Source organism: Cnuibacter sp. UC19_7, assembly GCF_042699995.1.
Classification (GTDB): domain Bacteria; phylum Actinomycetota; class Actinomycetes; order Actinomycetales; family Microbacteriaceae; genus Cnuibacter.
In genome coordinates this window covers 530,950-557,076 of record NZ_CP170560.1, presented here as the reverse complement: position 1 = coordinate 557,076, position 26,127 = coordinate 530,950, and the positions used below count along the sequence as shown (strand labels likewise).

20 protein-coding genes are annotated in these 26,127 nt (G+C 69.7%); 14 read left to right on the top strand and 6 right to left on the bottom strand.

Annotation, left to right across the window (positions count from 1 at the left end; genetic code table 11):
• Positions 1 to 12: 12 nt before the first annotated feature.
• On the bottom strand, positions 13 to 1,494 hold the full coding sequence (locus ACFJGV_RS02660; protein ID WP_378146633.1) for a leucyl aminopeptidase: 1,482 nt from the start codon (positions 1,492 to 1,494) through the stop codon (positions 13 to 15).
• A 93-nt stretch (positions 1,495 to 1,587) separates the two neighbouring features.
• On the opposite strand from ACFJGV_RS02660, the gene ACFJGV_RS02655 reads away from it, so the two are divergent.
• The 5 genes from ACFJGV_RS02655 (at position 1,588) to ACFJGV_RS02635 (ending at position 7,439) form a co-directional block, all read left to right on the top strand.
• On the top strand, positions 1,588 to 2,508 hold the full coding sequence (locus tag ACFJGV_RS02655; protein ID WP_378146632.1) for a proteasome assembly chaperone family protein: 921 nt from the start codon (positions 1,588 to 1,590) through the stop codon (positions 2,506 to 2,508).
• A gap of 36 nt (positions 2,509 to 2,544) precedes the next feature.
• Complete coding sequence (locus ACFJGV_RS02650; protein WP_378146630.1) at positions 2,545 to 3,861, top strand: nitrate/nitrite transporter; 1,317 nt, start codon at positions 2,545 to 2,547, stop codon at positions 3,859 to 3,861.
• 224 nt (positions 3,862 to 4,085) lie between these two features.
• A complete protein-coding gene (locus ACFJGV_RS02645) occupies positions 4,086 to 5,396 on the top strand; it encodes an RNA polymerase sigma factor (protein WP_378146628.1) in 1,311 nt (436 codons plus the stop codon).
• Between the two features lie 4 nt (positions 5,397 to 5,400).
• Positions 5,401 to 6,687 carry a MurT ligase domain-containing protein gene (locus ACFJGV_RS02640; RefSeq protein WP_378146626.1) on the top strand — a complete coding sequence of 429 codons (1,287 nt, stop codon included), beginning with the start codon at positions 5,401 to 5,403 and terminating at the stop codon, positions 6,685 to 6,687.
• Complete coding sequence (locus ACFJGV_RS02635; RefSeq protein ID WP_378146624.1) at positions 6,684 to 7,439, top strand: type 1 glutamine amidotransferase; 756 nt, start codon at positions 6,684 to 6,686, stop codon at positions 7,437 to 7,439. The genes ACFJGV_RS02640 and ACFJGV_RS02635 overlap by 4 nt, the downstream gene beginning before the upstream one ends.
• A gap of 321 nt (positions 7,440 to 7,760) precedes the next feature.
• Here ACFJGV_RS02635 and ACFJGV_RS02630 read toward each other — a convergent pair whose 3' ends face one another.
• Positions 7,761 to 9,845: a type IIA DNA topoisomerase subunit B gene (locus tag ACFJGV_RS02630; protein ID WP_378146622.1), complete on the bottom strand. Its 2,085-nt coding sequence runs from the start codon at positions 9,843 to 9,845 to the stop codon at positions 7,761 to 7,763.
• Between the two features lie 181 nt (positions 9,846 to 10,026).
• Here ACFJGV_RS02630 and ACFJGV_RS02625 point away from each other — a divergent pair, with 181 nt between their 5' ends.
• Entirely contained in the window at positions 10,027 to 10,248 is a 222-nt protein-coding gene (locus tag ACFJGV_RS02625) for a hypothetical protein (protein ID WP_378146621.1), read from the top strand.
• Positions 10,249 to 10,290: 42 nt separating this feature from the next.
• Here ACFJGV_RS02625 and ACFJGV_RS02620 read toward each other — a convergent pair whose 3' ends face one another.
• On the bottom strand, positions 10,291 to 12,732 hold the full coding sequence (locus ACFJGV_RS02620) for a DNA topoisomerase (ATP-hydrolyzing) subunit A (RefSeq protein ID WP_378146619.1): 2,442 nt from the start codon (positions 12,730 to 12,732) through the stop codon (positions 10,291 to 10,293).
• A gap of 62 nt (positions 12,733 to 12,794) precedes the next feature.
• Here ACFJGV_RS02620 and ACFJGV_RS02615 point away from each other — a divergent pair, with 62 nt between their 5' ends.
• Positions 12,795 to 13,946 carry an alkaline phosphatase family protein gene (locus ACFJGV_RS02615; RefSeq protein WP_378146617.1) on the top strand — a complete coding sequence of 384 codons (1,152 nt, stop codon included), beginning with the start codon at positions 12,795 to 12,797 and terminating at the stop codon, positions 13,944 to 13,946.
• Between the two features lie 26 nt (positions 13,947 to 13,972).
• Here ACFJGV_RS02615 and sepH read toward each other — a convergent pair whose 3' ends face one another.
• Positions 13,973 to 15,070: a septation protein SepH gene (gene sepH, locus ACFJGV_RS02610; protein ID WP_378146615.1), complete on the bottom strand. Its 1,098-nt coding sequence runs from the start codon at positions 15,068 to 15,070 to the stop codon at positions 13,973 to 13,975.
• Positions 15,071 to 15,268: 198 nt separating this feature from the next.
• On the opposite strand from sepH, the gene ACFJGV_RS02605 reads away from it, so the two are divergent.
• A complete protein-coding gene (locus ACFJGV_RS02605) occupies positions 15,269 to 15,562 on the top strand; it encodes a DUF4193 domain-containing protein (protein ID WP_085021439.1) in 294 nt (97 codons plus the stop codon).
• 52 nt (positions 15,563 to 15,614) lie between these two features.
• Here ACFJGV_RS02605 and ACFJGV_RS02600 read toward each other — a convergent pair whose 3' ends face one another.
• Complete coding sequence (locus tag ACFJGV_RS02600) at positions 15,615 to 16,073, bottom strand: DUF3093 domain-containing protein (protein WP_378146613.1); 459 nt, start codon at positions 16,071 to 16,073, stop codon at positions 15,615 to 15,617.
• 41 nt (positions 16,074 to 16,114) lie between these two features.
• Between ACFJGV_RS02600 and dut the strand changes: the two genes are divergently transcribed.
• The 6 genes from dut to dxs all read left to right on the top strand — a co-directional run bounded on the left by dut (position 16,115) and on the right by dxs (position 25,552).
• Entirely contained in the window at positions 16,115 to 16,570 is a 456-nt protein-coding gene (dut, locus tag ACFJGV_RS02595) for a dUTP diphosphatase (RefSeq protein ID WP_378146612.1), read from the top strand.
• Positions 16,567 to 17,283, top strand: a complete 717-nt coding sequence (locus tag ACFJGV_RS02590) for a DUF3710 domain-containing protein (protein WP_378146610.1) — start codon at positions 16,567 to 16,569, stop codon at positions 17,281 to 17,283. The genes dut and ACFJGV_RS02590 overlap by 4 nt, the downstream gene beginning before the upstream one ends.
• Position 17,284: 1 nt before the next feature.
• Entirely contained in the window at positions 17,285 to 18,091 is an 807-nt protein-coding gene (locus ACFJGV_RS02585) for a DUF3159 domain-containing protein (protein ID WP_378146609.1), read from the top strand.
• Positions 18,092 to 20,452, top strand: a complete 2,361-nt coding sequence (locus ACFJGV_RS02580) for an HAD-IC family P-type ATPase (RefSeq protein ID WP_378146607.1) — start codon at positions 18,092 to 18,094, stop codon at positions 20,450 to 20,452.
• Positions 20,453 to 20,614: 162 nt separating this feature from the next.
• Positions 20,615 to 23,458, top strand: coding sequence for an aconitate hydratase (locus tag ACFJGV_RS02575; protein ID WP_378146605.1), 2,844 nt, complete (start codon positions 20,615 to 20,617; stop codon positions 23,456 to 23,458).
• A 156-nt stretch (positions 23,459 to 23,614) separates the two neighbouring features.
• Entirely contained in the window at positions 23,615 to 25,552 is a 1,938-nt protein-coding gene (gene dxs / locus ACFJGV_RS02570; RefSeq protein WP_378146604.1) for a 1-deoxy-D-xylulose-5-phosphate synthase, read from the top strand.
• Between the two features lie 7 nt (positions 25,553 to 25,559).
• On the opposite strand, the gene ACFJGV_RS02565 is transcribed toward dxs, so the two are convergent.
• On the bottom strand, positions 25,560 to 26,120 hold the full coding sequence (locus ACFJGV_RS02565; RefSeq protein ID WP_378146602.1) for a DUF5984 family protein: 561 nt from the start codon (positions 26,118 to 26,120) through the stop codon (positions 25,560 to 25,562).
• Positions 26,121 to 26,127 lie beyond the last annotated feature (7 nt).

Here is a 26,127-nt window from a genome sequence, read left to right as displayed (position 1 = left end):
CATAAGACCTTACTACGCGCGGGAGTACGCCTCGGCAACGCGCAGGAGCGTCCTCACACCCACGCCGGTCGGTCCCTTGCCGGTGTAGCCGTAGCCGCCCTCCTTGTTGAGCGCCGGTCCCGCGATGTCGAGGTGGGCCCACGGGATCCGCTCGCCGTCTGCATCGGTCCCGATGAAGTCGGCCAGGAACGCGGCGGCCACGAGCATCCCGCCGGCGGTGTTGCCGGGCTTGACGTTCGCGATGTCGGCGATGTCGGAGGCGAGCATGGGGCGCATCTCCACGGGGATGGGCATCCGCCACATCGTCTCGCCGGTCTCGTCGGCGGCGTCGATCACGCGGGGCACCACGGGGTCGTCGCCCATGACGCCGACGTAGCGGTTGCCGAGCGCCACCACCTGCGCGCCCGTGAGGGTCGCGACGTCGATGATCGCGTCGGGCTGCTCCTCGGAGGCGGCGACCAGGCCGTCGGCCATCACGAGGCGACCCTCGGCGTCGGTGTTGAGCACCTCGACCGTGCGTCCGCCGCGGATGGTGAGGACGTCTCCGGGGCGGATCGCGACCCCGGACGGCATGTTCTCGGCGAGGCAGAGCCACGCCGTCAGACGCACGGGGATTCGCCGGCGCGCGGCGGCGATGAGCGTCGCGAGCACGGTGGCCGCACCGGCCATGTCGTCCTTCATCCCGATCATCGACACCGGGGGCTTCAGCGAGAGGCCGCCCGTGTCGAACGTGATCCCCTTGCCCACCAGGGCGAGGTGAGCGGATGCGCCCTCGGGCGCGTACTCGACACGCACCAGACGGGGCGGTCGGGTCGAGCCCTGCCCCACGCCGAGGATCCCGCCGAACCCGTCGGCCGCGAGCTGCTCCTCATCCCAGACGCGGACGGTGACGTCGTCGAGCGCGGCGACCTCCTCGACGGTCCGATCGGCGAACACCGAGGGGTAGAGGTCGAGCGCCGGGATGTTGACGAGGTCCTTCACCAGGGTGACGGCGTCGGCGGCGATCATCGCACGGTCGAGCGCGTCGCGGTCGGACTCGGGGGCGACGATGACCAGCGAGTCGGAGGAGGACTCGCCGTCGGACTCCTCGCGTCCCGCGCCGCGATAGTCGTCGAACCGGTAGGCGCCGAGGAGAGCGCCTTCGGCGATCGCCTCGGTCTCCGACGCGGCGGCGGGCGCGAGGTCGATGACCAGCGACCCGCTCAGGCGCCTCGTGGCCGATCCCGCGGCGGCGCGCAGGTCGTCGACCGTGGGCTCGGAGGCGCCGAGCCCGACGACGGCGATCGAGCCGCCACCGGTGCGGTTCGGCAGCCGCACGAGCTCGTCGCGCTTGCCGGCGAAGCCGACCGCGGCGAGATCGGCGATGAGCCCGGCGTCGTCACTGCCCCGCACCGTGATCTCGCCGTCCTTCTTCCACGCCGCGACGACGAGGATGCCGTCGGAGTCGGGGGAGGAGGGGCGGACGGGGGAGAGGGAGACGGATGCACGTGCCATGTCGGCCATGGTAATCCGGGCGTCCGGGGACTGTTCGCTGAGGGCATGTCCGCCCTCCGGGGTGGGGCCCGCGCGCCCGATTAGAGTTGTGACATGGACTACGAGCAGAGGCTGTACCAGCTCACCGCCGAGGCGGAGCTCGTGCCCGAAGGTCTCGATCTCGTCGCCGGTCTCACCGGGTTCAGCGACGCCGGCGCGGCCGTGGCGCAGCTCAAGGAGTACCTCCTGGAGTCGCTCACCTCGACCCTGATCGCGGAGTTCGACGCCGACGAGCTGCTCGACTACCGGGCCCGCCGGCCCGTGGTCACGTTCGACGAGGACCACATCAGCGAGTACGAGCCGCAGTCGCTGCGCCTCTACCTCATGACCGACGAGCTCGGCAGCCGGTTCCTCTTCCTCACGGGCTTCGAGCCCGATTTCAAGTGGGAGCGCTTCGCCGCCGCGGTCACCTCGCTGGTCGACCGGTTCAAGGTCAAGGCGACCACCTGGGTTCACGCCATCCCCATGCCCGTGCCCCATACACGACCCATCAGCGTCACCGTGAGCGGCAACCGTCAGGAGCTCATCGAGTCGATGTCGGTGTGGCGCCCCACCACGCAGGCGCCTGGCAACGCGATGCACCTGGTCGAGTACCGGCTCAGCGAGCTCGATCACCCGATCACGGGCTTCGTGCTGCTGGTGCCGCACTACCTCGCCGACACCGAGTTCCCCGGCGCCGCCCTCGCCGGTCTCGAGAGCGTGTCGGCCGCGACGGGTCTCATCTTCCCGACCGACCGCATCCGCGAAGAGGGCCGGGTGTTCCTCGGCCGCATCGACGAGCAGGTCGTGAGCAACGCCGAGCTGGCGAAGCTCGTGCAGACCCTCGAGGAGCGCCACGACGCGTACATGGAGGGTACGAACCTCCAGTCGCCGCTCACCGTCGACGGCGAGCTGCCCACCGCCGATGAGATCGGCGCCGAGCTCGAGCGGTTCCTGGCGGGCAAGCGCCGCGGAGACGACGACACCGCCGACTGATCGCAGCCCGCCCCCGGGCTGGGTAGCATCGATGCAGTGAACTCCGCTCGGTCCTGGCTCGTCTTCGGGGTCGGCGTGTTCGCCTACACCGCGGCCGTCCTGCAGCGGACGACCATCGGTGTCGCGGGGGTCTCGGCTGCCGAGCGGTTCGAGACGTCGGCTGCCCTGCTGTCGAGCCTGGCCGTGCTGCAGCTCGTGGTCTACGCGGCGTGGCAGATCCCGTTCGGCATCCTCCTCGACCGGGTGGGACCCAAGGCGCTCATCTGCGGCGGGTCGATCGTCATGGTCGCCGGTCAGCTGGTGCTCGCGTTCGCTCCCACGATCGAACCCGCCATCCTCGGCCGGATCCTCGTGGGCACGGGCGACGCGGCGGTCTTCATCTCGGTGATCCGGCTCACGTCGTCGTGGTTCCAGGGCCGGATCGTGCCCCAGCTGTCGCAGTGGGTCGGCAACATCGGCCAGTTCGGGCAGATCCTGTCCGCGATCCCGTTCGCGCTCATCCTCCACGCGTTCGGCTGGACGCCGGCGTTCTCCGCGGCGGCCGGCCTGTCGCTGCTCGCGTTCCTGCTCGGCATCGCCCTGCTCGCCGACCGCCCGCGATCAGCGCCCGAGCCGGCGAAGGCCGCCGACATCCGCGAGGCGATGACCGGACTGCGCGCGGCGCTCCGACGTCCCGGGACGCAGCTCGGCTTCTGGTCGCACTTCGTCTCCCAGTCGAGCGGCACGGTGTTCGCGCTGTTCTGGGGCTACCCCTTCCTGGTGTCGGCGGTCGGCCTGCCCCCGGAGACGGCGTCGTCACTGCTCGTCGTGATCGTGGTCAGCGGCGTCATCGCCGGGCCCATCCTGGGGCTGCTGACGGCGCGCTTCCCTCTTCGGCGCTCCAACCTGGTGCTCGGCATCACCATCGCGATCCTCGTGGTGTGGACCGTGGTCATCCTCTGGCCGGGCAGCCCGCCGTTCTGGCTGATCATCGTCCTCCTCGTCGTCCTGGGCGTCGGCGGCCCCGGGTCGCTCATCGGGTTCGACTTCGCGCGCTCCTTCAACCCCATGCGCTCGCTCGGCTCGGCCAACGGCATCGTCAACGTGGGAGGCTTCCTCGCCTCGTTCGTGATGATGTTCGTCATCGGGCTGCTGCTCGACGTCCAGCTCGACGCGGGTCTGAGCACGACGCTCTACGAGCTGGATGCGTTCCGTCGCGCGTTCCTCATCCAGTACGTCGTGATCGGCTTCGGGATCGTCATGCTGGTCCGCGCCCGCAGGCGGACACGCCGTCGTCTGGAGCAGGACGAGGGAATAACAGTGGGCCCCATCTGGGTTGCACTCTTCAGAGCGTGGAGGCGCCGTCGGGCGTGACGGAGCGGCTGTCGGGCCGTCGTGTGTGAGGAGCACACAGGCTTCCGTGCAATAATCGAAGGTACAGACCCGTTCCTGTCACGAGTCGCACCCGGATCCTCGGTGAGCGAACTTCGAGACTTGACATGGGTCTTAGTAATGTCCGAAAACATCACGGACCGGAAGCCCTGCCCCTGACGCGAATCATGCGCGACCTTCCGATCCTGGGGACGAAAGGTGATCTGATGGCGAAGTCCGCAGCCACCCTCGACAAGGCAACGGCGCCTGACGAGGCCACGGAGGAGACGACCGCGCCCGCTCGCGGCGCGAAGAAGAAGACGACCCGTCAGCCCGCCGCGAAGGGCGCCAAGGCCTCGTCGAAGGCGGCGAAGGCCGCCGACGACGAGCTCGAGGGCGACGACGAGCTGGAGCCGGAGGACGGCGCGGAGGTCGACGAGACCGACGACGCCGCCGAAGGCGACGCAGCTGAGTCGACCGACGACGCCGAGGCGGAGGACGGCGACGAGTCGGCGCCCAAGGCAGCCGCACCCACGGGCGAGGCCGAGGCGGTCCCGGCCGGTGCCCTCGTGCTGTCGCTGGTCGACGACGAGGACGAGGTCCCCGTCTACTCGAGCACGATCACGGGTGCGACGGCCGACCCGGTCAAGGACTACCTGAAGCAGATCGGCAAGGTCCCGCTCCTGAACGCGGCCGAGGAGGTCGAGCTCGCGATGCGGATCGAGGCCGGCCTGTTCGCCGAGGAGAAGCTCGCCAACGCCGACAACATGACGCCGCAGCTGCGCCGCGAGCTCATGTGGGTGGCGAAGGACGGCCAGCGCGCCAAGAGCCACCTGCTCGGGGCGAACCTCCGACTCGTGGTCTCCCTGGCCAAGCGCTACACCGGTCGAGGCATGCAGTTCCTCGACCTCATCCAGGAGGGCAACCTGGGCCTCATCCGTGCGGTCGAGAAGTTCGACTACACGAAGGGCTTCAAGTTCTCGACCTACGCCACCTGGTGGATCCGACAGGCGATCACCCGCGCCATGGCCGATCAGGCCCGCACCATCCGCATCCCGGTGCACATGGTCGAGGTCATCAACAAGCTCGCCCGCGTGCAGCGCCAGATGCTCCAGGACCTGGGCCGCGAGCCCACCCCCGAGGAGCTGAGCCGCGAGCTCGACATGACCCCCGAGAAGGTCATCGAGGTGCAGAAGTACGGTCGCGAGCCGATCTCCCTCCACACCCCGCTGGGTGAGGACGGCGACAGCGAGTTCGGCGACCTGATCGAGGACACCGAGGCGGTCGTCCCGGCCGACGCGGTGGGCTTCACGATGCTGCAGAAGCAGCTCGAGTCCCTCCTCGACTCGCTCTCGGAGCGCGAGGCGGGCGTGATCCGCATGCGGTTCGGGCTCGGCGACGGCATGCCCAAGACCCTCGACCAGATCGGCGACACGTTCGGCGTGACGCGTGAGCGTATCCGCCAGATCGAGTCGAAGACCATGGCGAAGCTGCGTCACCCGTCGCGGTCGCAGTCGCTGCGCGACTACCTCGAGTAGGCCCGTGGGTGCACGAACGGCCGCGGCCGTCCTGATCGGCCGCGCCGTCCGCGTCGCCGCGCGACTGCGCGGCGGCGGTTCGGCGATCCCCGGGGCGACGGCGCTGAAGGTCGACCCCGACTTCCTCGCCCGCACGATCTCGGCGATTCCCGACGGTGTCGTCGCCGTATCGGGATCGAACGGCAAGTCGACGACCACGAACATGCTGGCCGCGATCGTGCGCGCGCACGGTCTCAAGGTCTTCACGAACCCGTCGGGCGGCAACCTGCCGCAGGGCATCGCGTCGGCACTGCTCGCCGACGTCTCCGTCTCGGGCAGGCTCGATGCCGACATCGCGGTGCTCGAGGTCGACGAGGGGTACGGCCCGCGTCTCGCGGGGCTGCTCAAGCCGCGTACCGTGCTGCTGCTCAACATCCAGATCGACCAGCTCAACCGGTACCACGAGCCCGATCGGGTGGCGACCATGCTCGCCACGGTCGCGGCCTCCGCGACCGACGGGTTGGTGCTCAACCGCGAAGACAACTTCCTCGTCGACATCGACGAGCGGATCCCTGCCCGCGAAGGCCGGCGTGTGAGCTGGTTCGGCGGGGTGCCGGAGTTGGTGGAAGCCGCCGGGCACGGCGTGGCGACGGCCGATCGGTTCGACGGCTCCGCCGCTGCGCCGAAGGATCGTCCTGCCTCGGTGGAGGTGATCGCGCTCGACGGGGTGCACGCGACGCTCGCCCTCGGCGAGACGCAGGTCGTCGTGCGCCTTCCCGCGCGCGGCATGCACTACGCGCTCGACGCCGCGGCCGCCGCCGCGACGGCGATGAGCGTGCTCGGCGATCGCTTCCAGCCCGAGCTGGTGGCACTCGCGCTCGACGCCCTTGAGACGGTCTACGGCCGCGGCGAGATGCTCGAGATCGACGGCGAGCAGGTCGAGATCATCATGATGAAGAACCCGGCCTCGCTGCAGCTGAACCTCGATGCCCTCGACGCGACGCCGGAGCAGGTGTTCCTCGCGGTCGATGAGGGAACCCCCGATCCGTCGTGGATCTACGACATCGACTTCTCCCGGCTCGACCACGTCGACGGCATCACCGGGTCGAAGGCGTGGCAGTTCGCCGTGCGGTTCGGCTATCTCGGGATGCCGGTGGGCGAGGTCGATCTCGACGTCCGGCGTGCGGTGAAGCGCTTCCTCGCGCTGCCGCGGCCGGCCACCGGTCACAAGGTGATGATCCTGAACTACGAGCTCATGATGTCGATCCGCAAGGTGCTCGGCTTCAAGGAGCTGGAAGGCGGTGGGTCGTGACCCTGCGCATCCTTCATCTCCTGCCGCGACTCCTCGGCATGAACGGCGAGTCGGGCAACGTCGAGATCCTGCGACTCCGCTCGGAGTGGCGGGGTCTGCCGGTCGAGGTCGTGACGGTCGACGCCGCAGAGGCGATGCCGTCGGTCGACGAGATCGACCTGGTCTTCGTCGGCAGCGGTCCGGTGTCGGCGCAGCTCCTCGCTCGACCGTTGGTCGAGGCTCTCGCGGTGCCGCTTCGTCAGCTGGCGTCGTCCGGTGTCCCGTTCCTCGCGGTGGGCGCAGGCTTCCAGCTCCTTGGCGAGTCGATCGTGCTCGAGACGGGCGAGACCCTCGCCGGGGCCGGCGTGTTCCCGGTGACCACGCGTCATGGAGGCGAGCGCGTGGTCGGCGACTTCGTCGTGTCGTCGCCGCGTCTCGGCACCGTCGTCGGCTTCGAGAACCGCGGATCCTTCGTCGACGTCGGGTCGCACACCACCCTGGGCACGGTCGTCTACGGTCGCGGCAACACCGCCGCGGTCGAGGGCCGACGCGGCGAGGAGGGCTTCTGGGAGGGCAACCTCCTCGGCACCCACATGCACGGCCCCATCCTCGCGAACAACCCCGAGCTCGCCGACCTCCTCCTCGAGCGCGCCCTCTCCGTGCGGGGCCAGTCGTACCCCGACGCGCCGGCCGCGGAGGAGCGGCTCGCCGAGATCGACGAGCGCGCCCGCCAGGCCCGCGACACGATCGCCGCTCGCCCCCTCAGCGAGTAGCCCCCCGCGCGAGGCGCACCCGGTCCCGCGCGGGGCGCACCCGCACGCCGAACGGCGAGAAGCGGCCCTTTGCGGTGCGCGGAAGGGGCGCTTTCTCGCCGTTCGGCGCAGGATGAGCGTTGCGTCCTCGCCGAACGGTGAGCAATAGCCCTTTGCGGGGCGCAGGAAGGGCGCTTTCCCGCCGTTCGGCGCAGGGGTGAGCGGTGCGTCTCGCCGAACGGCGAACATCCGCCCTTTGCGGGGCGCAGGAAGGGCGCCTTCTCGCCGCTCGACGCGGGATAGGGGATGCGCCGCTCGAGGCGGCGCGCGCGACGCCTCGCGTCAGACGTCGATGCGGTCTCGGGTGAGGTCGGTGGAGCCCGCGATGATGAACTCCTTGCGCGGGGCGACCTCGTCGCCCATGAGGAGCTCGAAGGTCTTCTCGGCGGCGGCGGCGTCGGCGACGTTCACGCGGCGCAGCGTGCGCTGGGCGCGGTCCATCGTGGTCGTCGCCAGCTGGTCGGCATCCATCTCGCCGAGGCCCTTGTACCGCTGGATCGGCTCCTGGTAACGGCGCTTCGAGCGCTGGATGTCCTTCACCACACCCCTCAGCTCGGCCTCGGAGTACGTGTAGATCACGTCGTTCGGCTTCGATCCGGGGTTGATCGCGATGACGCGGTGCAGCGGCGGGACCGCCGCGTAGACCCGGCCGTCTTCGATGAGGGGGCGCATGTACCGGAAGAACAGCGTGAGCAGCAGGGTACGGATGTGGGCGCCGTCGACGTCGGCGTCGCTCATCAGGATGATCTTCCCGTAACGCGCGGCCGAGAGGTCGAACGTGCGGCCGGAGCCCGCGCCGATGACCTGGATGATCGACGCGCACTCCGCATTGGAGAGCATGTCGGCGACGGACGCCTTCTGCACGTTGAGGATCTTGCCGCGGATGGGCAGCAGCGCCTGGAACTCGCTCGACCTGGCCAGCTTGGCGGTGCCGAGCGCGGAGTCGCCCTCGACGATGAACAGCTCGCTGGAGGCGACGTCATTGCTGCGGCAGTCGACGAGCTTCGCTGGGAGCGACGAGGACTCGAGCGCGTTCTTGCGGCGCTGGGTCTCCTTGTGCGCTCGCGCCGACACACGTGCCTTCATCTCGGCCACGACCTTGTCGAGCACGAGGGACGACTGCGTCTTGTCGTCGCGCTTGGTCGACGAGAAGCGCGCCTTCAGCCCGTCGGTGAGCACCTTCGAGACGATCGCCCGCGCGGCGGGGGTGCCCAGAACCTCCTTGGTCTGACCCTCGAACTGAGGCTCGGGGAGCCGCACGGTGAGCACGGCGGTGAGGCCGGCGAGCACGTCGTCCTTCTCGAGCTTGTCGTTGCCCACCTTCAGCCGGCGGGCGTTCGCCTCGACCGTCTGCCGCAGGAACTTGAGCAGGCCCGCCTCGAAGCCGGCGAGGTGCGTGCCGCCCTTGGGCGTGGAGATGATGTTGACGAACGACTTCACGTCGGTCTCGTACCCGATGCCCCAGCGCAGCGCGAGGTCGACCTCGCAGTCGCGTGAGACCTCGGTGGGGACCATCGCCCCGCCCTCGGTGAGCACGGGGACCGTCTCGGAGAAGGATCCCGTGCCCGTGATGCGCCACACGTCGGTGACGGGGGCGTCGGAGGCCAGGTGCTCGACGAACTCGGAGATACCGCCCTCGAAGCGGAACGACTCGACCTTCTCGTCGTCGGTGCGGCGGTCGCTGATCTCGATCAGGATGCCCGGCACGAGGAACGCGGTCTGACGAGCACGGTCGACCAAACCCTCCGACTGGAAGGCGGCGCCGGGGCTGAAGATCTGGCGGTCGGCCCAATAGCGGATGCGCGTGCCGGTGACCCCCTTCGCGACCTTGCCGACGACACGCAGTTCGCTGCCCGACTCGAAGGGCTTGAAGGGGGCATCGGGGGAGGGCTCGCCCTTGTCGGCGAAGATGCCCGGCTCGCCACGGTGGAACGACATCGCCCAGGTCTTCCCGTCGCGGTCGACCTCGACGTCGAGCCGCTCCGACAGGGCGTTCACGACCGAGGCGCCCACGCCGTGGAGGCCGCCGGACGCGCCGTACGATCCCGCGCCGAACTTGCCGCCCGCGTGGAGCTTCGTGAAGACGACCTCGACACCCGACAGGCCCGTCTTGGGCTCGATGTCGACGGGGATGCCGCGCGCCCGGTCGCGCACCTCGACGCTGCCGTCGTCGTGCAGGACCACGTCGATGCGGTCGCCGTGCCCGGCCAGAGCCTCATCGACCGAGTTGTCGATGATCTCCCACAGGCAGTGCATGAGACCCCGCGAGTCGGTCGAGCCGATGTACATGCCGGGACGCTTGCGGACCGCCTCGAGCCCCTCGAGGACGGAGAGGTGCCGGGCGGAGTAGTCGGAGGGAGAAGCCACGGGACAAGGCTAAGCGTCCCCGCCGACGGCGAGCCGCCACCACACCGTCGAGCACACTCAGAACGGGCGCGGGCAGGCTACGCGCACAGCGAAACACAGGCGAATGAGACATGGCCGTCACACAAGCGTGCTTGGATGTGTGTACTTCGCAGTTCCCGATCCTTTCGCAGAGGAGCAGAAGATGAACACCGTGGCCACGACCCCCGACGAGCTGAGCACCCGCTTCGAGCTCACCACCGCCGACCGTTGCGACAGCTGCGGTGCGCAGGCATACATCCGCGTCGACATGCCCTCGGGCTCCGAGCTGCTGTTCTGCGCCCACCACGGCCGGAAGTACCAGGAGAAGCTCTCCCAGGTCTCGACCGGATGGCACGACGAGTCGAGCAAGCTGCTCGCCGACTGACTCCGCTCAGGCTCTCCCGCGAGAGGCGCCCCGCGCGCCGCTCTAGCGGGAGAAGCCGATCGAGCCGATCACGCCGCCCAGGGCCACTCCAGACGCATCGCGTCGGGCTCCCGATTCCGGGAGGGTCCGGGCGGCGCCGTCGTCTCCGACGGCGAGAGCCGGCGCCGGGCCCGCCCAGGCCAGCGTCAGCGCATCCTCGCCCTTCAGGAACCGCTGAGCGCGCACACCGCCCGTCGCGCGGCCCTTCGGCGGGAACTCGCTGAGGTCGGAGACCTTGCCCGACCCTGCGTCGGTTCCGGCGAGCGTGGCCGCGCTGCCGGCGATCGTCACCACGACGGTCTCGGCGGAGGGGTCGACGGAGCCGAAGAAGATGACCGCCGAACCCGAGGCGAGGTTGATGCCCGCCATGCCGCCGGCCGCGACACCCTGAGGGCGCACCGACGCCTGCGGGAAGCGCAGCAGCTGCGCGTCGGTCGCGACGAAGACGAGCTCCTCGTCGGTCGACTGGGTGACTCCCACGACCGCATCGCCGGGCTTGAGCGCGATGACCTCGAAGTCCGGGCGCGGGGGATAGGCGCCGGTCGCGACGCGCTTGACCACGCCCTGACGGGTCCCCAGCGCCATCGGCACGTCGGAGTCGAGCGAGACCAGGCCGACCACACGCTCCTTGCGATCGAGCCCGAGGTACTCGTTCACCTTCACGCCGGCGCCGAGCTGCACCGACCCCGCGGGCACGGACGGCAGGTCCATGATGGGCATGCGGACGAGCCGGCCGGCATCGGTGACGGCGCCGATCTCGGCACGACGGGTGGTCTCGACCACGGAGCGCAGGGCGTCGTGCTTGCTCCGCCTCGACGGCGCGGCAGGAGCATCGTCGTCGTCGCCGCGATCGATGCGCACCACACGACCCGTGGTGCTGAAGAGAACGGTGCACGGTGCATCCGACAGCTCGAGAACCGGCTGGTTCTTCCTCGCCGAGCCGGCGACGGCCGGTCGTGCCTCCGTGAGCAGGGTGCGGCGCGGAGTGCCGTAGGTGTCGGCGACGGCGTCGAGCTCGTCGGAGACGGCGGCACGCACGAGGGCAGGATCGGCGAGCATCGCCTCGAGCCTCTCGATCTCGGCGCGCAGCTCGTCGCGCTCGGCCTCGAGCTCGATCCGTGAGAAGCGGGTGAGACGGCGCAGGCGCAGCTCGAGGATGTACTCGGCCTGCACCTGGCTGAGGTCGAACACCGTCATCAGCCGCTCGCGCGCCTGCTCGCTGTCATCCGACGACCGGATGAGCTGGATGACCTCGTCGATGTCGAGGATCGCGACGAGCAGACCCTCGACGAGGTGCAGCCGCTCCTTGCGGCGCGCCAGCCGGTAGCGGGTGCGGCGGGTGACGACCTCGATGCGGTGGTTGATGTAGACGGCCAGCAGGTCGCGGAGACCCAGCGTGGCGGGCCCGCCGTCGACGAGGGCGACGTTGTTGATGTTGAAGCTCTCCTCCAGAGGAGTGAGCTTGTACAGCTGCTCGAGCACCGCCTCGGGGTTGAAGCCCGTCTTGATGCCGATGACGAGCCGGAGCCCGTGGGACCGGTCGGTGAGGTCGGTGACGTCGCTGATGCCGCCGATCTTCTTCGACGTCACGCCGTCCTTGATCTTCGCAATCACCTTCTCGGGGCCGACCAGGTACGGCAGCTCGGTGACGACGAGGCCCGTCTTGCGCGGCGAGAGCGTCTCGATGCTCACCTTCGCGCGCGTCTTGAATGCGCCGCGGCCGTTCTGGTAGGCGTCGCGGATGCCGTCGAGCCCGACGATCGTGCCGCCGCCGGGAAGATCGGGACCGGGGATGAAACGCATGAGGTCGTCGACCGACGCCTGCGGGTTCTCGAGCAGGTGCTGGGCGCCGGCGACCACCTCGATGAGGTTGTGCGGCGCCATGTTCGTCGCCATGCCGACGGCGATGCCGCTCGCGCCGTTCACCAGGAGGTTGGGGATCGCCGCCGGGAGGACGGACGGCTCGGTGAATTGGTTGTCGTAGTTGGGAACGAAGTCGACGACGTCCTCGTCGAGGTCGGCCACCATCGCCATCGCGGCGGGGGCGAGGCGCGCTTCGGTGTAGCGCTGCGCGGCGGGCCCATCGTCGGGCGAGCCGAAGTTGCCGTGCCCGTCGATCAGCGTCAGCCTCATCGTCCACGGCTGAGCCAGACGTACCAGGGCGTCGTAGATGGCGGTGTCGCCGTGCGGGTGCAGCTTGCCCATCACCTCGCCGACGACGCGGGCGCTCTTGACATGCCCGCGATCGGGCCGCAGGCCCATCTCGTTCATCTGGTAGAGGATGCGTCGCTGCACCGGCTTGAGGCCGTCGCGTGCATCGGGCAGGGCGCGCGAGTAGATCACCGAGTACGCGTACTCGAGGAAGGACTCCTGCATCTCCTGCGAGACGTCGACGTCGAGGATCTTCTCTGCGGCCGCGTCGATGCTCTCGTTCTTCGGGGTCATGCGGGTCTACTCGACGCCTTCTGTGAGGGGATGCGCACTCCGGCTGTGCGAGACTGAGCCGGATGCCCCCCATGCTACCGATGCGCGACGACACGGCCCCGACGCTGGCCGACGTGTTGCCGAGTTGCGTGGCCGCGCTCCGGTCCGAGACCAACCCTCTCGCGCTCCCCGCCGCCGAGCGGGTGCTCGTCGTCCTCGTCGACGGGCTGGGCATCGCGAACCTCCGCGCCCGCGCCGGGCACGCCCGCCACCTGACGGCGCTGGCGACCAAGCGCGCCGTCCTCACCAGCGGTTTTCCCACCACCACCGCCGCCGCCCTGACCACGCTCATGACGGGTGCGCTGCCGGGCGAGCACGGCATCGTCGGCTACACCGCCCTCGTGCCCGAGACCGACCGGGTGGTCAACCAGCTGTCCGGATGGTCGGACGACATGTCGCCCGACACGTGGCAGCGCCGTTCCACCGTCTTCGAGCGGGTCTCGACGGAGGGCATCCGCACCACCACGATCGGGCCCGCCCGCTACGCCGACTCGGGGCTGACACGGGCCATCCTGCGAGGCGCGGAGTACCGGGTGGGAGAGTCGATCGACGACAGGTTCGCCGCCGCGCGCCGCCTCTTCGACGAGGGCGGTCGCCAGCTGGCGTACCTCTATATTCCCGAACTCGATCAGGCAGCCCATGCGAAGGGCTGGGAGTCCGACCGCTGGACCGAGCGACTCGAGGCGGTCGACCGCGCCTTCGCGACCTTCACCTCGTCTCTGAAGAAGGGCGAGGGGGTGCTCCTGACGGCCGACCACGGCATCCTCGACGTGCCGGCGGACCGGCACATCCTCTTCGGTCAGACCCCCTCCCTCGTGGAGGGTGTCCGCCACGTGGGCGGCGATCCGCGGTGCCTGCACCTCTACCTCGACGCTGGCGCCGACGCCTCGGACGATGACGCCGAGCGCCTGGCCGGCGTCTGGCGTGAGTCGCAGGGCGACAACGCCTGGGTGGTCACTCGACGGGAAGCCATCGCCTCCGGCTGGTTCGGTGACGTCGCGCCCGAGGTGCTCCCGCGCCTGGGTCACGTCATCGTCGCCGCGCGGCGACTCGTCGCGTACTACCGCGAGGCGAAGAGCGAGGGTCGCTCGATGGTCGGCCAGCACGGTTCGTGCACGCCCGAGGAGCAGCGAGTGCCCCTCCTGCGCGCGGGCGCGTTCGCCCAGGCGAGCTGAGGCGGCTCGACCGCCCGATCCCGGTACTACGCGGGGTCGTCCTCCGAGCGTGCGCCGAAGACGATCTCGTCCCAGGTGGGCATCGACGCGCGCTGGCGCTTGACCGGACCGGTCTTCTGCGGCGTGGACGGCTTGCCCGTGGTGACGATCTCGGCTTCGAGCCCGGCGAGAGGCGTGTCGATCTCCTCCGGCCGCGTGAGCGGGGCGGGGTCGACCAGCGGACGCTCGTCATCCTGCTCGGGCTCGATGGGCGCCGAGGCCCTCTCGCCCCGACGACGGCGCAGGGCCTCGAGGAGATCGGCGGTCTGGTTGTGGTCGTTCGTGTCGGCGGTGTCGGGCGCGCGGTTCACCGCGGCAGCGTCGACGGCACGAGACGACTCGGGGCGCAGCGTCCGGACCTGGGCCGACGGCTGCGCGGGCTCCGGCTGGACGCGCTCCGGCATGATCTCGACCGTCACCTGCGGGCCCGCCGAATCCGAAGGCTCGAAGGCGCCGCTGTCGAAACGCCCCTCATCGGCGACATCCGGTCCGACGGCGCGCAGCCGGGGGATCAGGCCCTCGGTGAGCTCGCCGTGACGGGAGAGTGTGGTCGCCTCGCTGTTGAGCGGGGACAGGGAGTGGCGCTTGGGATCGAACTGCCAGCGGGCGTCGTGGTCGATCTGCGAGGCGGTGAAGGTGAGCTTCACCGTCCAGCCCTCCTCGTCCTTCCAGCTGGCCCAGCGCACATCGGTCGCCGAGAGCGACTCCAGGCGGCCCTCGATGGCCTCGCCGAAGGTGGAGAGCGGCTCCTCGCCGAGCGGGTCGGCGGGGCCCGTGGGCTGCACGGGCACACGCAGAGCGGAGTCGACCATGAACTGGCGCTCCGCCAGCACCGGTCCCTCGAAGCGCTCGACGTACTCCAGGGCTGCGCCCGTGAGCTCGGCCACCTCGCTCGCGGAGAGCCCTGCACGGATGTGCGTCTGGATCTCGCGCGGCGACACCTTGCGGCCGCCCGCCGCGCTGGCGAGGGACTGTCGCATCCTCGACTGCAGCACGTCGTCGATGACGATGCGGAATCGCTCGCCTGCGTCGCTGGCGACGACGAGCGCTCCGTTCTCGACCCCGATCACCGTCAGTTCCTGCATCGTGAAAGGCCCTCCAGAGCTCGCAATGTCAGGCCAGGATGCCATGGGGGAGGCCCTGCGAACGGGAATGCGGAGGGCGCGCCGCGAGTTGGGTCGACGTGAGCAATTTCTGCTCATTCGGCGGTTTGCTATTCGCATCGCATTGGTGCACACTGTCCCCGCCGATTCTTGACCGGCATGTAATGAGAATGGATGGGCATGGCGACTGATTACGACGCACCGCGCAAGACCGATGACGACTCGGAGTCGATCGAAGCGCTGAAGGAGCGTGTGCCGGACAAGATGTCCGGCGTCGTAGACGTCGACGACGCCGACAACCCGGGCAGCTTCGACCTGCCGGGTGCCGACCTCTCCGATCTCGACCTCGACGTGGTCGTGCTCCCGCCCCAGGCGGACGAGTTCACCTGCATCAGCTGCTTCCTCGTGAAGCACCGTTCGCAGATCGACCACGAGGAGAAGCTCGGCGCGATCTGCGTCGAATGCGCCTCCTGAGGCCGGGTCCCTCCTTACACGGAGGGAATCTGCACCGCGGTTCGCTCGCCGGTCACAGGGCCGACGAGCGGGCCGCCTCCACAGCCTTCTTCAGATCGCCGGGCCGCCTGGTCGACACCAACCAATAGGGTGTCGGATCCTGCGGGTCGGCGATCGTCGCTTTCAGGACCGGCGCGATCCATCCGCGGATGCACAGGTAGGCCCGCGCGTCCAGCCGGCGGCCGCGCTCCAGCGCCGCGTCCGATCCGTCGAAACCCTCGACCGCGGAGACCAGCCCGACCGGGATGTGCGCGCGTCCGGCCCGGAACTCGCCGTCGACGACCTCGATGACCGGCGCCGTGCCCACCAGCGTCCCGATCACACCCGCGTAGAGCACCAGACCGATCGCCGCGCCGAGGATGAAGCCGATCCCCTGGATCGGAGCGAAGACGACCATGCTCGCCGGGATCAGCAGAGCGGTGGCGACGAAGATCCAGGCCGAGGGCACCAGGCGTTCGCGGTAGGAGGTCATGCCCCCTATTCGATCATCCTTTCTGCACTACCCTCGACAGGGTGACCGACAGCACCGAGATCCTCATCGCGGCGCCCTACGTGCCCGCGTACGCGCATCCGGGAGACGCAGGCGCCGACCTGCTCTCCGCCGAGGCGTTCGTCCTCGCCCCGGGTGAGCGGCGCACCGTCCCCACCGGGGTGTCGCTGGCGCTGCCCGACGGGTACGCGGCGTTCGTCGTGCCGCGCAGCGGCCTGGCGTCGAAGCACGGCATCACGATCGTGAACGCGCCGGGCACGGTCGACGCGGGCTACCGCGGCGAGATCAAGGTCGCGCTGCTCAACACGGACGCCGACACCCCCTATGAGGTCTCGGTCGGCGACCGCATCGCGCAGCTCATCATCATGCCGGTGACCAGGGCCGTCTTCGTCCCCGTCGAGACGCTCCCGGGGAGCGCGCGCGGCGAGGGCGGCTTCGGCTCCACCGGATACGCATCCCAGGAAGGCGGCAGAGCATGACCGACGACAAGGACGACGCCCTCGAGGTCGTCGCCGCGGACGAGGAGACGACCGAGCTCGCCACCGGCCCCGACGACTCGAAGTCGGCCCCGGAGGACCGCGCGACGGAGGGCCCCTTCGATGCCGAGGAGGCGAACCCGGCGCGCCCGTACGTCGACCTGGGCGGCATCAAGATCCTGCCGCGCGAAGGGCTCCACCTCCGCCTCGAGGTGGAGGAGGGCACGAACCGCGTCGTCGCCATCGGGCTCGACTACGCCGGGTCGACGCTGCAGGTGCAGGCGTTCGCCGCTCCGCGCACGACCGGGCTCTGGCATGAGATCCGCGAGCAGATCGAGGACCAGATCCTCAAGCAGGGTGGGACGAGCACGTTGCAGAACGGCCCGTTCGGTCCGGAACTGCTCGCCGCCGTCCCCGCCACGGCCCCCGACGGGACGCCGGCCGCGCGTCGGGCCCGCTTCGTGGGTGTCGACGGGCCCCGCTGGCTGCTGCGCGGGGTGATCGCCGGGAAGGCGATCGAGGACGCCGCCGCGAAGGCAGCGGTGGAGGACCTCTTCCGCAGCGTGGTCGTCGTCCGCGGAGGCAACCCCATGCCTCCGCGCGACCTCATTCCGCTGACGATCCCGCAGACGGCGGCGGGCCAGGGGCCCGCGGCCGCTCAGGCCCCGAACGCGACACCGGGGGCCCAGCCCGGCGGTGCCGCCGGCGCGAGCTGACGTGAGCGACGACCGCACGCCGGAGCAGGCGGAGGCGCACGGCACGGAGGTGAACGGGTCGGAAGTGAGCGGGCCGTCGCAGGCGCACGGGCCGGAGGCGCACGGGCCGGAGGCGAACTTCTCCGAGGCGTTCGCTCAAGCCGCCCGGCGCTCGGGGCTGGCCAAGGTGGCGCCCGGCGAGACCCCGACGGCCTCGTCGCTGCTCGCCGCCATGGGCGGGGTGCGCGGCCTGATCGAGTCGATCCTCCCGGGGTTCGGCTTCCTCCTGATCTACGCGATCACGAAGGACCTCCCGCTCTCGGTGCTCGCCCCGGTGGCTCTGTCGGTGGTGTTCGTCATCGTGCGACTGGTCACGAGGAGCCCGGTGATGCCGGCGATCGCCGGCCTGCTCGGTGTGGGCATCTCGGCCGGCCTCGCGCTCTTCACCGGACGCGCGGAGGACAACTTCGTGCTGGGCATCGGCATCAACGTGGTGTGCCTCGTGGTCCTCCTCATCTCGCTCGTGGCACGGCGGCCGTTCATCGGCGTCATCGTGGGCCTGCTCACGGGTGACGCCGGGTGGCGGTCCGATCCGGCGAAGTTCCGCGTGGTCCTCATCGCCACCTGGTGCTGGGTGGGGCTCTTCGTCATCCGCCTCGCCGTCGAGGTGCCGCTCTACCTCACCGCGCAGACCGAGCTGCTCGCGGGCGCCAAGCTCGTGCTGGGCGTCCCGTTCTACGCCGCGATGCTCTGGGTGACCTGGCTCCTCGTGCGCACCGCCTTCGCCCGCGGTCGCGATGAGCCGGTCGTCGACGACGCCGACCGGTAGATGTCGGCCCGGGGTCTGACCGGCGCGGAGGTCGCCGAGCGCGTCGCCGAGGGTCAGATCAACGTCTCGACGACCCGCACGTCGCGTTCTGTCGGCTCGATCCTCCGCGAGAACGTGCTGACGTTCTTCAACGGCATCCTCACCGTCTGCTTCCTCGCGGTGCTCCTCCTCGGCGACCTCGCCGACGGACTCTTCTACGGCATCGTCGTGGTGAACGCGGCGATCGGCATCATCCAGGAGCTGCGCGCGAAGCGCAGCCTCGACCGCCTCGCCCTGCTGGCGGAGGCCGACGTGCTCGTGCGCCGCGACGGGGCGGAGCTGTCGATCCCGCCGACGCAGATCGTCCTGGGCGAGACCGTGCTCCTGCGGCCGGGCGACCAGGTGCAGGCGGATGCGACGGTCACCGCCTCGAGCGACCTCCTGCTCGACGAGTCCATGCTCACAGGGGAGTCGGAGCCCGTCGCGAAGACCACAGGCGATGCGCTGCTCTCCGGCTCGTACGTCGTGTCGGGCACCTCGGAGGCGGAGGTCGTCGCGGTGGGCTCCGACGCGTACGCCAATCGGCTCACCGAGCGCATCCGCCGGCGCACCCTCGTCTACTCCGAGCTGAGGGCGGCGACGAACCGCATCCTGGTCTACCTCACCTGGATCCTCGTCCCGGTCATCGTCATCGTGCTCGGCGGTCGTCTCCTCACGTACGGGGGCGGCCTCGACAATCTCGGCGCGGTGGAGCCGACGGCCTGGCGCCAGGCTGCTCTCGACGCGGTGGCGAGCGTGGTCGGGATGATCCCGGAGGGGCTCGTGCTGCTGACGAGCCTCGCCTTCGGCGTCGCCGTGATCCAGCTGGCCCGGCAGCGAGTGCTCGTGCAGGAGCTGGCGGCGGTCGAGGTGCTCGCGCGCGTCGACGTGCTCTGCCTCGACAAGACCGGCACGCTGACCACCGGCGAGATCGGGTTCGAGCGACTCATCACCCTCGACGAGGAGGTGGGGGAGGCGCGCATCGACGCGGTCCTCGGCTCGATCGCGCACGACGTGGCCGCCAACCAGACCGCGCTCGCGCTGAGGCCGCACTACGCCGCGCCGGCGGACGTGGTCTCGGACCGCCTGCCGTTCAGCTCCCGGCGCGGCTACAGCGCGCTCACCTTCGGCGAGGGCGCCGCGGCCGAGACCTGGCTGCTCGGCGCCCCGGAGCGCCTGCTGCCGGCGGGATCGGACGGGCTCGCCCGAGCCATGGAGATCGCGTCTACAGGGAGGCGCACCCTCGCATTGGCGCTCGGCGACGGGCGTGCCGCCGACCACGCGGATGCCATCGTCGGCGCGCGTCCGGTCGCGATCGCCGTCTTCCGTGAGAGCGTGCGTCCTGACGCCGCCGCCACGCTCGGCTACTTCGCCGAGCAGGACGTCCGCACGATCGTCATCTCCGGCGACAATCCGGTGACAGTGGGCTCCATCTCGGGCGAGCTCGGCATCCGGGGCGATGCCGTCGACGCCTCGACGCTGGCCGACGACGAGGTGGAGACGGCGCTGGCGCGGACCGACGTGTTCGGACGCGTCGGCCCCGAGCGGAAGCGCGACATCGTGCACGCGTTGCAGGCAGACGGCCGGACGGTCGCCATGACGGGCGACGGAGTCAACGACGCCATGGCGGTGAAGGAGTCGGACCTCGGCATCGCGATGGGCAACGCCACCCCCGCCACTCGGGCGGTGTCGCGCATCGTCCTGCTCGACAGCCGGTTCGAACGACTCCCTACGGTGCTCTCGTACGCCCGGCGCGTCACGGCGAACGTGGAACGGGTCTCGAACCTGTTCATCACGAAGACCGTGTACGGCATCGTGCTCGCGCTGGTGAGCGCGTTCCTGCTCTGGCGCTTCCCGTTCCTGCCCCGGCAGATGACCCTGGTGTCGACTCTGGCCATCGGCATCCCGTCGTTCTTCCTCGCTCTGGCGCCCAACCGCCGGCGGTACGTGCCGGGCGTGCTCCGGCGCATCCTCGGGTTCTCTGTGCCCGCGGGCCTCCTCGCGGCCGCGACCTGTGTCTCGGTGTTCGCCCTGCTCTCGCCCGTGCTGCCCCTCGACGAGGCGAGGACGGCCACGACGATCTCGCTCTTCCTGCCCTCGCTCTGGGTGCTCTGCGTGCTCGCCCGGCCGCTGACGCGGTGGCGGCTCGGGCTGGTCGTCGGAGTCGCGGTGGTGTTCGCGCTGGCCTTCCTCCTCCCTCTGGGCCGCGACTTCTTCGTGCTGGCCGTCCCGCAGCCGATCCACGTCCTCATCGCCGTGGCGATCGGATGCGCGGGTGCGGGGGCGATCGAGGCCTGGTACCGCCTCGCACGGCGACGCGGGCTCGTGTTCGACCGCGAGTGAACGGCCGCGCGCCCGGCACGGTGGTATCATTTATCTCGACGTCGAGATAAATCGACCTCCGTGCGCGAGAGACGCCTCCATGGCCCGCGGTTAGGCCCGCCTTGCTAGCCACCCCTCGCACACAGCGAAAGAATTGACGTACTAGCGAAGGCGAGGTAGCGCATGTCCGCAGTCAACAGCTTCGGTGCGAAGGACACACTCCAGGTCGGGGATCAGTCGTACGAGATCTTCCGGATCGACTCCGTCCCGGGCTATGAGAAGCTCCCGTTCAGCCTCAAGGTGCTGCTCGAGAACCTGCTCCGCACGGAGGACGGCGCGAACATCACCGCCGACCAGATCCGCGCCCTGGGCGCCTGGGTCCCCGAGGCCGAGCCCGACACCGAGATCCAGTTCACGCCTGCGCGCGTGATCATGCAGGACTTCACCGGCGTCCCCTGCATCGTCGACCTCGCCACCATGCGCGAAGCCGTCGGCGCCCTGGGCGGCGACCCGGCCAAGATCAACCCGCTCGCTCCGGCCGAGCTGGTCATCGACCACTCGGTCATCGCCGACCTCTTCGGCACCGAGAACGCCCTCGAGCGCAACGTCGAGATCGAGTACGAGCGCAACGGCGAGCGGTACCAGTTCCTCCGTTGGGGCCAGACCGCGTTCGACGACTTCAAGGTCGTCCCGCCGGGAACCGGCATCGTGCACCAGGTCAACATCGAGTACCTGGCGCGCGTCACGTTCACCCGCGAGGTCGACGGTGTGCTCCGCGCCTACCCCGACACCTGCGTCGGCACCGACAGCCACACCACGATGGTGAACGGCCTCGGCGTGCTCGGCTGGGGCGTCGGCGGCATCGAGGCCGAGGCCGCGATGCTCGGCCAGCCCGTGTCGATGCTCATCCCGAAGGTGGTCGGCTTCAAGCTCACCGGCACGATCCCGACGGGCGTCACCGCGACCGACGTCGTGCTCACCATCACCTCGATGCTCCGCAAGCACGGTGTCGTCGGCAAGTTCGTCGAGTTCTACGGTGAGGGCGTCGGCTCGGTGCCGCTCGCCAACCGCGCCACCATCGGCAACATGAGCCCGGAGTTCGGCTCGACGGCGGCCATGTTCCCCATCGACGACGTGACCCTCGACTACCTGCGCCTCACCGGTCGCAGCGCCGACCAGGTCGCCCTGGTCGAGGCCTACGCCAAGACCCAGCACCTCTGGCACGACGCCGCGAGCGAGCCCTCCTACAGCGAGTACCTCGAGCTCGACCTGTCGACCGTGGTCCCCTCGATCTCGGGCCCGAAGCGCCCCCAGGACCGCATCGAGCTCTCGGTCGCGAAGTCGACCTTCGAGCACGACCTCGCCGACTACGCCTCGGTCGACGCCGGCCACTCGCTCGTCGACGCCGCCGTCGAGGGCACGTTCCCCGCCTCCGACCCGGTGGGCTTCACCGCGCAGGACGAGGAGACCGCCCACCAGCAGGTGCCGGACGAGGTGAGCCACCAGCACGACCACAGCGCGGCGCCGGCGAACGTCTCGAAGCCGACGAAGGTGACCCTCTCCGACGACGGCCGCGAGTTCACCATCGACCACGGCGCGGTCGCGATCGCGGCGATCACCTCGTGCACGAACACCTCGAACCCGTCGGTCATGCTGGCCGCGGGCCTCCTCGCCCGCAACGCGAGCCAGAAGGGCCTCAAGGCGAAGCCGTGGGTGAAGACCACCCTCGCCCCCGGCTCGAAGGTCGTCACCGACTACTACGAGAAGGCCGGACTCACGACCTACCTCGAAGACCTGGGCTTCTACACGGTCGGCTACGGCTGCACCACCTGCATCGGCAACTCGGGTCCGCTGCTCGACGAGATCTCGACCGCGGTCAACGACAACGACCTGGCCGTGACCGCGGTGCTCTCGGGCAACCGCAACTTCGAGGGCCGCATCAACCCCGACGTCAAGATGAACTACCTCGCCAGCCCGCCGCTGGTGATCGCGTACGCCCTCGCCGGGTCGATGAACTTCGACTTCGAGGCGGATGCGCTGGGTGTCGACACCGACGGCAACGACGTGTACCTGCGCGACATCTGGCCCGACGCGGCCGAGGTCCAGAAGACCATCGACACCTCGATCGACACCGGCATGTTCGACAAGCAGTACTCGTCGGTGTTCGAGGGCGACGAGCGGTGGCGTTCGCTGCCCACGCCCGACAGCGAGGTCTTCGAGTGGGATGCGCAGTCGACGTACGTGCGGAAGCCCCCGTACTTCGAGGGCATGACCCTCGAGACCACGCCGGTCTCCGACATCGCAGGCGCCCGCGTGCTGGCGAAGCTGGGTGACTCGGTTACGACCGACCACATCAGCCCGGCCGGTTCGATCAAGGCCGACAGCCCCGCGGGTCAGTACCTGCAGGAGCACGGCGTCGACCGCAAGGACTTCAACTCCTACGGCTCGCGTCGAGGCAACCACGAGGTGATGATCCGCGGCACGTTCGCGAACATCCGCCTGAAGAACCAGCTCCTCGACGGCGTCGAGGGCGGCTACACCCGCGACTTCACGCAGGAGGGCGGCCCGCAGTCGTTCATCTACGACGCGTCGACGAACTACCAGGCGGCGGGCATCCCGCTCGTGGTGTTCGCGGGCAAGGAATACGGTTCGGGGTCGAGTCGCGACTGGGCGGCCAAGGGCACCTCGCTCCTCGGCGTGCGCGCTGTGATCGCCGAGAGCTTCGAGCGCATCCACCGCTCGAACCTCATCGGCATGGGCGTCGTGCCGCTGCAGTTCCCGGCGGGTGAGTCGGCGTCGAGCCTCGGGCTCGACGGCACCGAGGTCGTCTCGATCAGCGGCATCGAGCAGCTGAACGAGGGCACCACCCCGAAGACGGTGCGCGTCGTCGCCGAGCTGAGCGAGCAGTCGCCCGAGGGCAAGAAGACGGTCGAGTTCGACGCGGTGGTGCGCATCGACACGCCCGGTGAGGCCGACTACTACCGCAACGGCGGCATCCTGCAGTACGTGCTGCGGTCGCTCGTCTGAGCATCCTCTGATCGCCACGCGGCGATCAGGTCACGATCGGCGGGACGCGCTCTGCGTCCCGCCGATCGTCTGTTCGTCGGGCGTAGAGTGTGACGACGGCCCCGACCCGGACGGTCGGTACGACGGCCCGGCGGCCGAACGATGGGAAGGTGGAGCATGAGTCTGCTCGAGAACATCTCCGGTCCGCGCGACCTCGATTCGCTGCGGCCCGAGGAGCTCGAGCAGCTGGCGCGGGAGATCCGCACCTTCCTCGTGACCGAGGTCTCGAAGACCGGCGGCCACCTGGGCCCGAACCTGGGTGTGGTCGAGCTCACGCTCGGCATCCACCGCGTGTTCGACTCGCCGCACGACGCCATCGTCTTCGACACCGGCCACCAGTCGTACGTGCACAAGCTGCTCACGGGCCGCCAGGACTTCTCCCGCCTCCGCCAGAGCGGCGGTCTCGCCGGGTATCCGCAGCGTTCCGAGAGCGACCACGACGTCGTCGAGTCGTCGCACGCCTCGAGCTCGTTGTCGTGGGCCGACGGCATCTCGCGCGCGTTCGAGATGACCGGGCAGCGCGACCGCCACGTGGTGGCCGTCGTCGGGGATGGCGCGCTCACCGGCGGTATGACGTGGGAGGCGCTGAACAACATCAGCGACGACAACACCCGCAACCTCGTCATCATCGTCAACGACAACGGCCGCTCGTACGCGCCGACCATCGGCGGCATCGCCCGCTACCTCAACGGGGTGCGCACCAAGCGCGGCTACCGCGAGCTGTACCACACCAGCCGTCGCCTGTTCGATCGCTTCGGGGCCCCTGGTCGTGCCTTCTACCGGGGCATCCGCGGCGGCATGCACGGCTTCCTCAGCCGCTTCAGCAACAACGACGCGCTCTACTCGAACCTCGACATCAAGTACATCGGCCCGATCGACGGGCACGACCAGCACGCGGTCGAGGAGGCTCTCCGTCAGGCGAAGGAGTACGCCGCCCCGGTAATCGTGCACGCGATCACCCAGAAGGGCCGCGGCTATGAGCCCGCTCTCACCGATGCGGCCGACAGGTTCCATGCGGTGGGCAAGATCGACCCCGAGACCGGCGAGTCGGTCTCGGGCCCGTCCGGCGCACCGTCGTGGACGGGCGTCTTCGCCGACGAGCTGGTGAAGCAGGCCGACCGCGATCCGTCGCTCGTGGCGATCACGGCGGCGATGCTGCGGCCGACAGGGCTCCACAAGATGGCCGAGCGCTTCCCGAGCCGCGTGCTCGACGTGGGCATCGCCGAGCAGCACGCCGTCGCCTCCGCGGCGGGTCTCGCGTTCGGCGGCATGCATCCGGTGGTCGCGCTCTACGCGACCTTCATGAACCGCGCCTTCGACCAGGTGCTCATGGACGTCGGGCTCCACCACGCGGGCGTCACCTTCGTGCTCGACCGCTCGGGCGTGACCGGGCCGGACGGGCCGAGCCACCACGGCATGTGGGATCTCGCGATCCTTCAGGTCGTCCCGCGCATCCGGATCGCCGCACCTCGCGACGCCGAGCGACTGCGCGAGGAGTTCGACGAGGCCGTGCGGGTCTCAGACGCCCCCACCGTCGTGCGCTTCCCCAAGGGCGAGGTGGGCGCCGCCATCCCGGCGATCCGCCGGCTGCGCGACGGCGTCGACGTGCTCTTCGAGAGTGAGCGCCAGGACGTGCTGCTGGTCGCCGTGGGGTCGATGGCCGGCCTCGCCCTCGAGGTCGCTGAGCGGCTCAACGAGCATGGCATCGGCGCCACCGTCATCGACCCGCGCTGGGTCGTCCCCGTGCCCTTCTCCGTGATCGAGCAGGCGGATGCGCACCGCATCGTCGTCTCGATCGAGGACGGTGTGCGCGTGGGCGGCATCGGCACGCGGATCCGCCAGGACCTCCGGGCGGCGGGCGTCGACACGGCCGTCGACGAGCTGGGTCTGCCCGACGAGTTCCTGGAGCACGCCTCGCGCGAGGAGATCCTCGCGCACGTGGGTCTCACGGTCGAGCAGATCACCGAGGACGTCGTCGCCCAGGTGCGGGGCAACAAGATCCCCATCGCCCGGCCGGTCCTCCCGGCCGACACCGCCGAGCTGCACCTGCACTGACGCCCGGCTATCGGAGCGCCGCGGTCAGCAGAGACGGCAACCTGCCGTCGTTGTCCCGATGGGTCGCCCAGATCTGCTCGATGATCTCGGCTGGCGCATCGAGACCGTCTATACGACGTTCCATGGCATTCATCAGTGCGCGATCGAAAGCGACGATGTCGGCCGTGAGCTGCCCTATCTCCACCTCAACCCATCCGCTCCCCACCTTGGCGTGCGCGGCAGAAGTCCGCCACTCCAGCCTGACCACGCCCTCGCCCATCCGTCGGAAGATCAGCAACGGCGGGTCGGCGAGGTAGAGGAAATCGATACCGCTGACGCCCGGCCGCACGTACGGCCAGGGCTGATGTGGACCACTCAGATGCGGTTGGAGAGCGTCTACGCACTGGCCCCACACTTCGGCCAGCGCATAATCGTCGCCCGGCTCCTCCAGATCAGCGAAGTGCGGTAGGTCAACGTCGCCGAGCCTGAGGAAGTACCACCCGGTGGAGAGGGTGAACCAACTGGTCGGCTGGATCCCCCTCGCGGCCAGCTCTGCATCATCGAAGAGTCGAAAGTGGAACTCCAACAAGTGGTCT

Excerpts from the sequence above, each read along its gene's own strand:
- ACFJGV_RS02615 (WP_378146617.1), top strand. The coding sequence starts at position 12,795 with ATGCCCCCCATGCTACCGATGCGCGACGACACGGCCCCGACGCTGGCC.
- ACFJGV_RS02660 (WP_378146633.1), bottom strand. The coding sequence starts at position 1,494 with ATGGCACGTGCATCCGTCTCCCTCTCCCCCGTCCGCCCCTCCTCCCCC.
- ACFJGV_RS02580 (WP_378146607.1), top strand. The coding sequence starts at position 18,092 with ATGTCGGCCCGGGGTCTGACCGGCGCGGAGGTCGCCGAGCGCGTCGCC.
- dxs (WP_378146604.1), top strand. The coding sequence starts at position 23,615 with ATGAGTCTGCTCGAGAACATCTCCGGTCCGCGCGACCTCGATTCGCTG.
- ACFJGV_RS02575 (WP_378146605.1), top strand. The coding sequence starts at position 20,615 with ATGTCCGCAGTCAACAGCTTCGGTGCGAAGGACACACTCCAGGTCGGG.
- ACFJGV_RS02600 (WP_378146613.1), bottom strand. The coding sequence starts at position 16,073 with ATGACCTCCTACCGCGAACGCCTGGTGCCCTCGGCCTGGATCTTCGTC.
- ACFJGV_RS02645 (WP_378146628.1), top strand. The coding sequence starts at position 4,086 with ATGGCGAAGTCCGCAGCCACCCTCGACAAGGCAACGGCGCCTGACGAG.
- ACFJGV_RS02655 (WP_378146632.1), top strand. The coding sequence starts at position 1,588 with ATGGACTACGAGCAGAGGCTGTACCAGCTCACCGCCGAGGCGGAGCTC.
- ACFJGV_RS02625 (WP_378146621.1), top strand. The coding sequence starts at position 10,027 with ATGAACACCGTGGCCACGACCCCCGACGAGCTGAGCACCCGCTTCGAG.
- ACFJGV_RS02590 (WP_378146610.1), top strand. The coding sequence starts at position 16,567 with ATGACCGACGACAAGGACGACGCCCTCGAGGTCGTCGCCGCGGACGAG.
- sepH (WP_378146615.1), bottom strand. The coding sequence starts at position 15,070 with ATGCAGGAACTGACGGTGATCGGGGTCGAGAACGGAGCGCTCGTCGTC.
- ACFJGV_RS02605 (WP_085021439.1), top strand. The coding sequence starts at position 15,269 with ATGGCGACTGATTACGACGCACCGCGCAAGACCGATGACGACTCGGAG.
- ACFJGV_RS02620 (WP_378146619.1), bottom strand. The coding sequence starts at position 12,732 with ATGACCCCGAAGAACGAGAGCATCGACGCGGCCGCAGAGAAGATCCTC.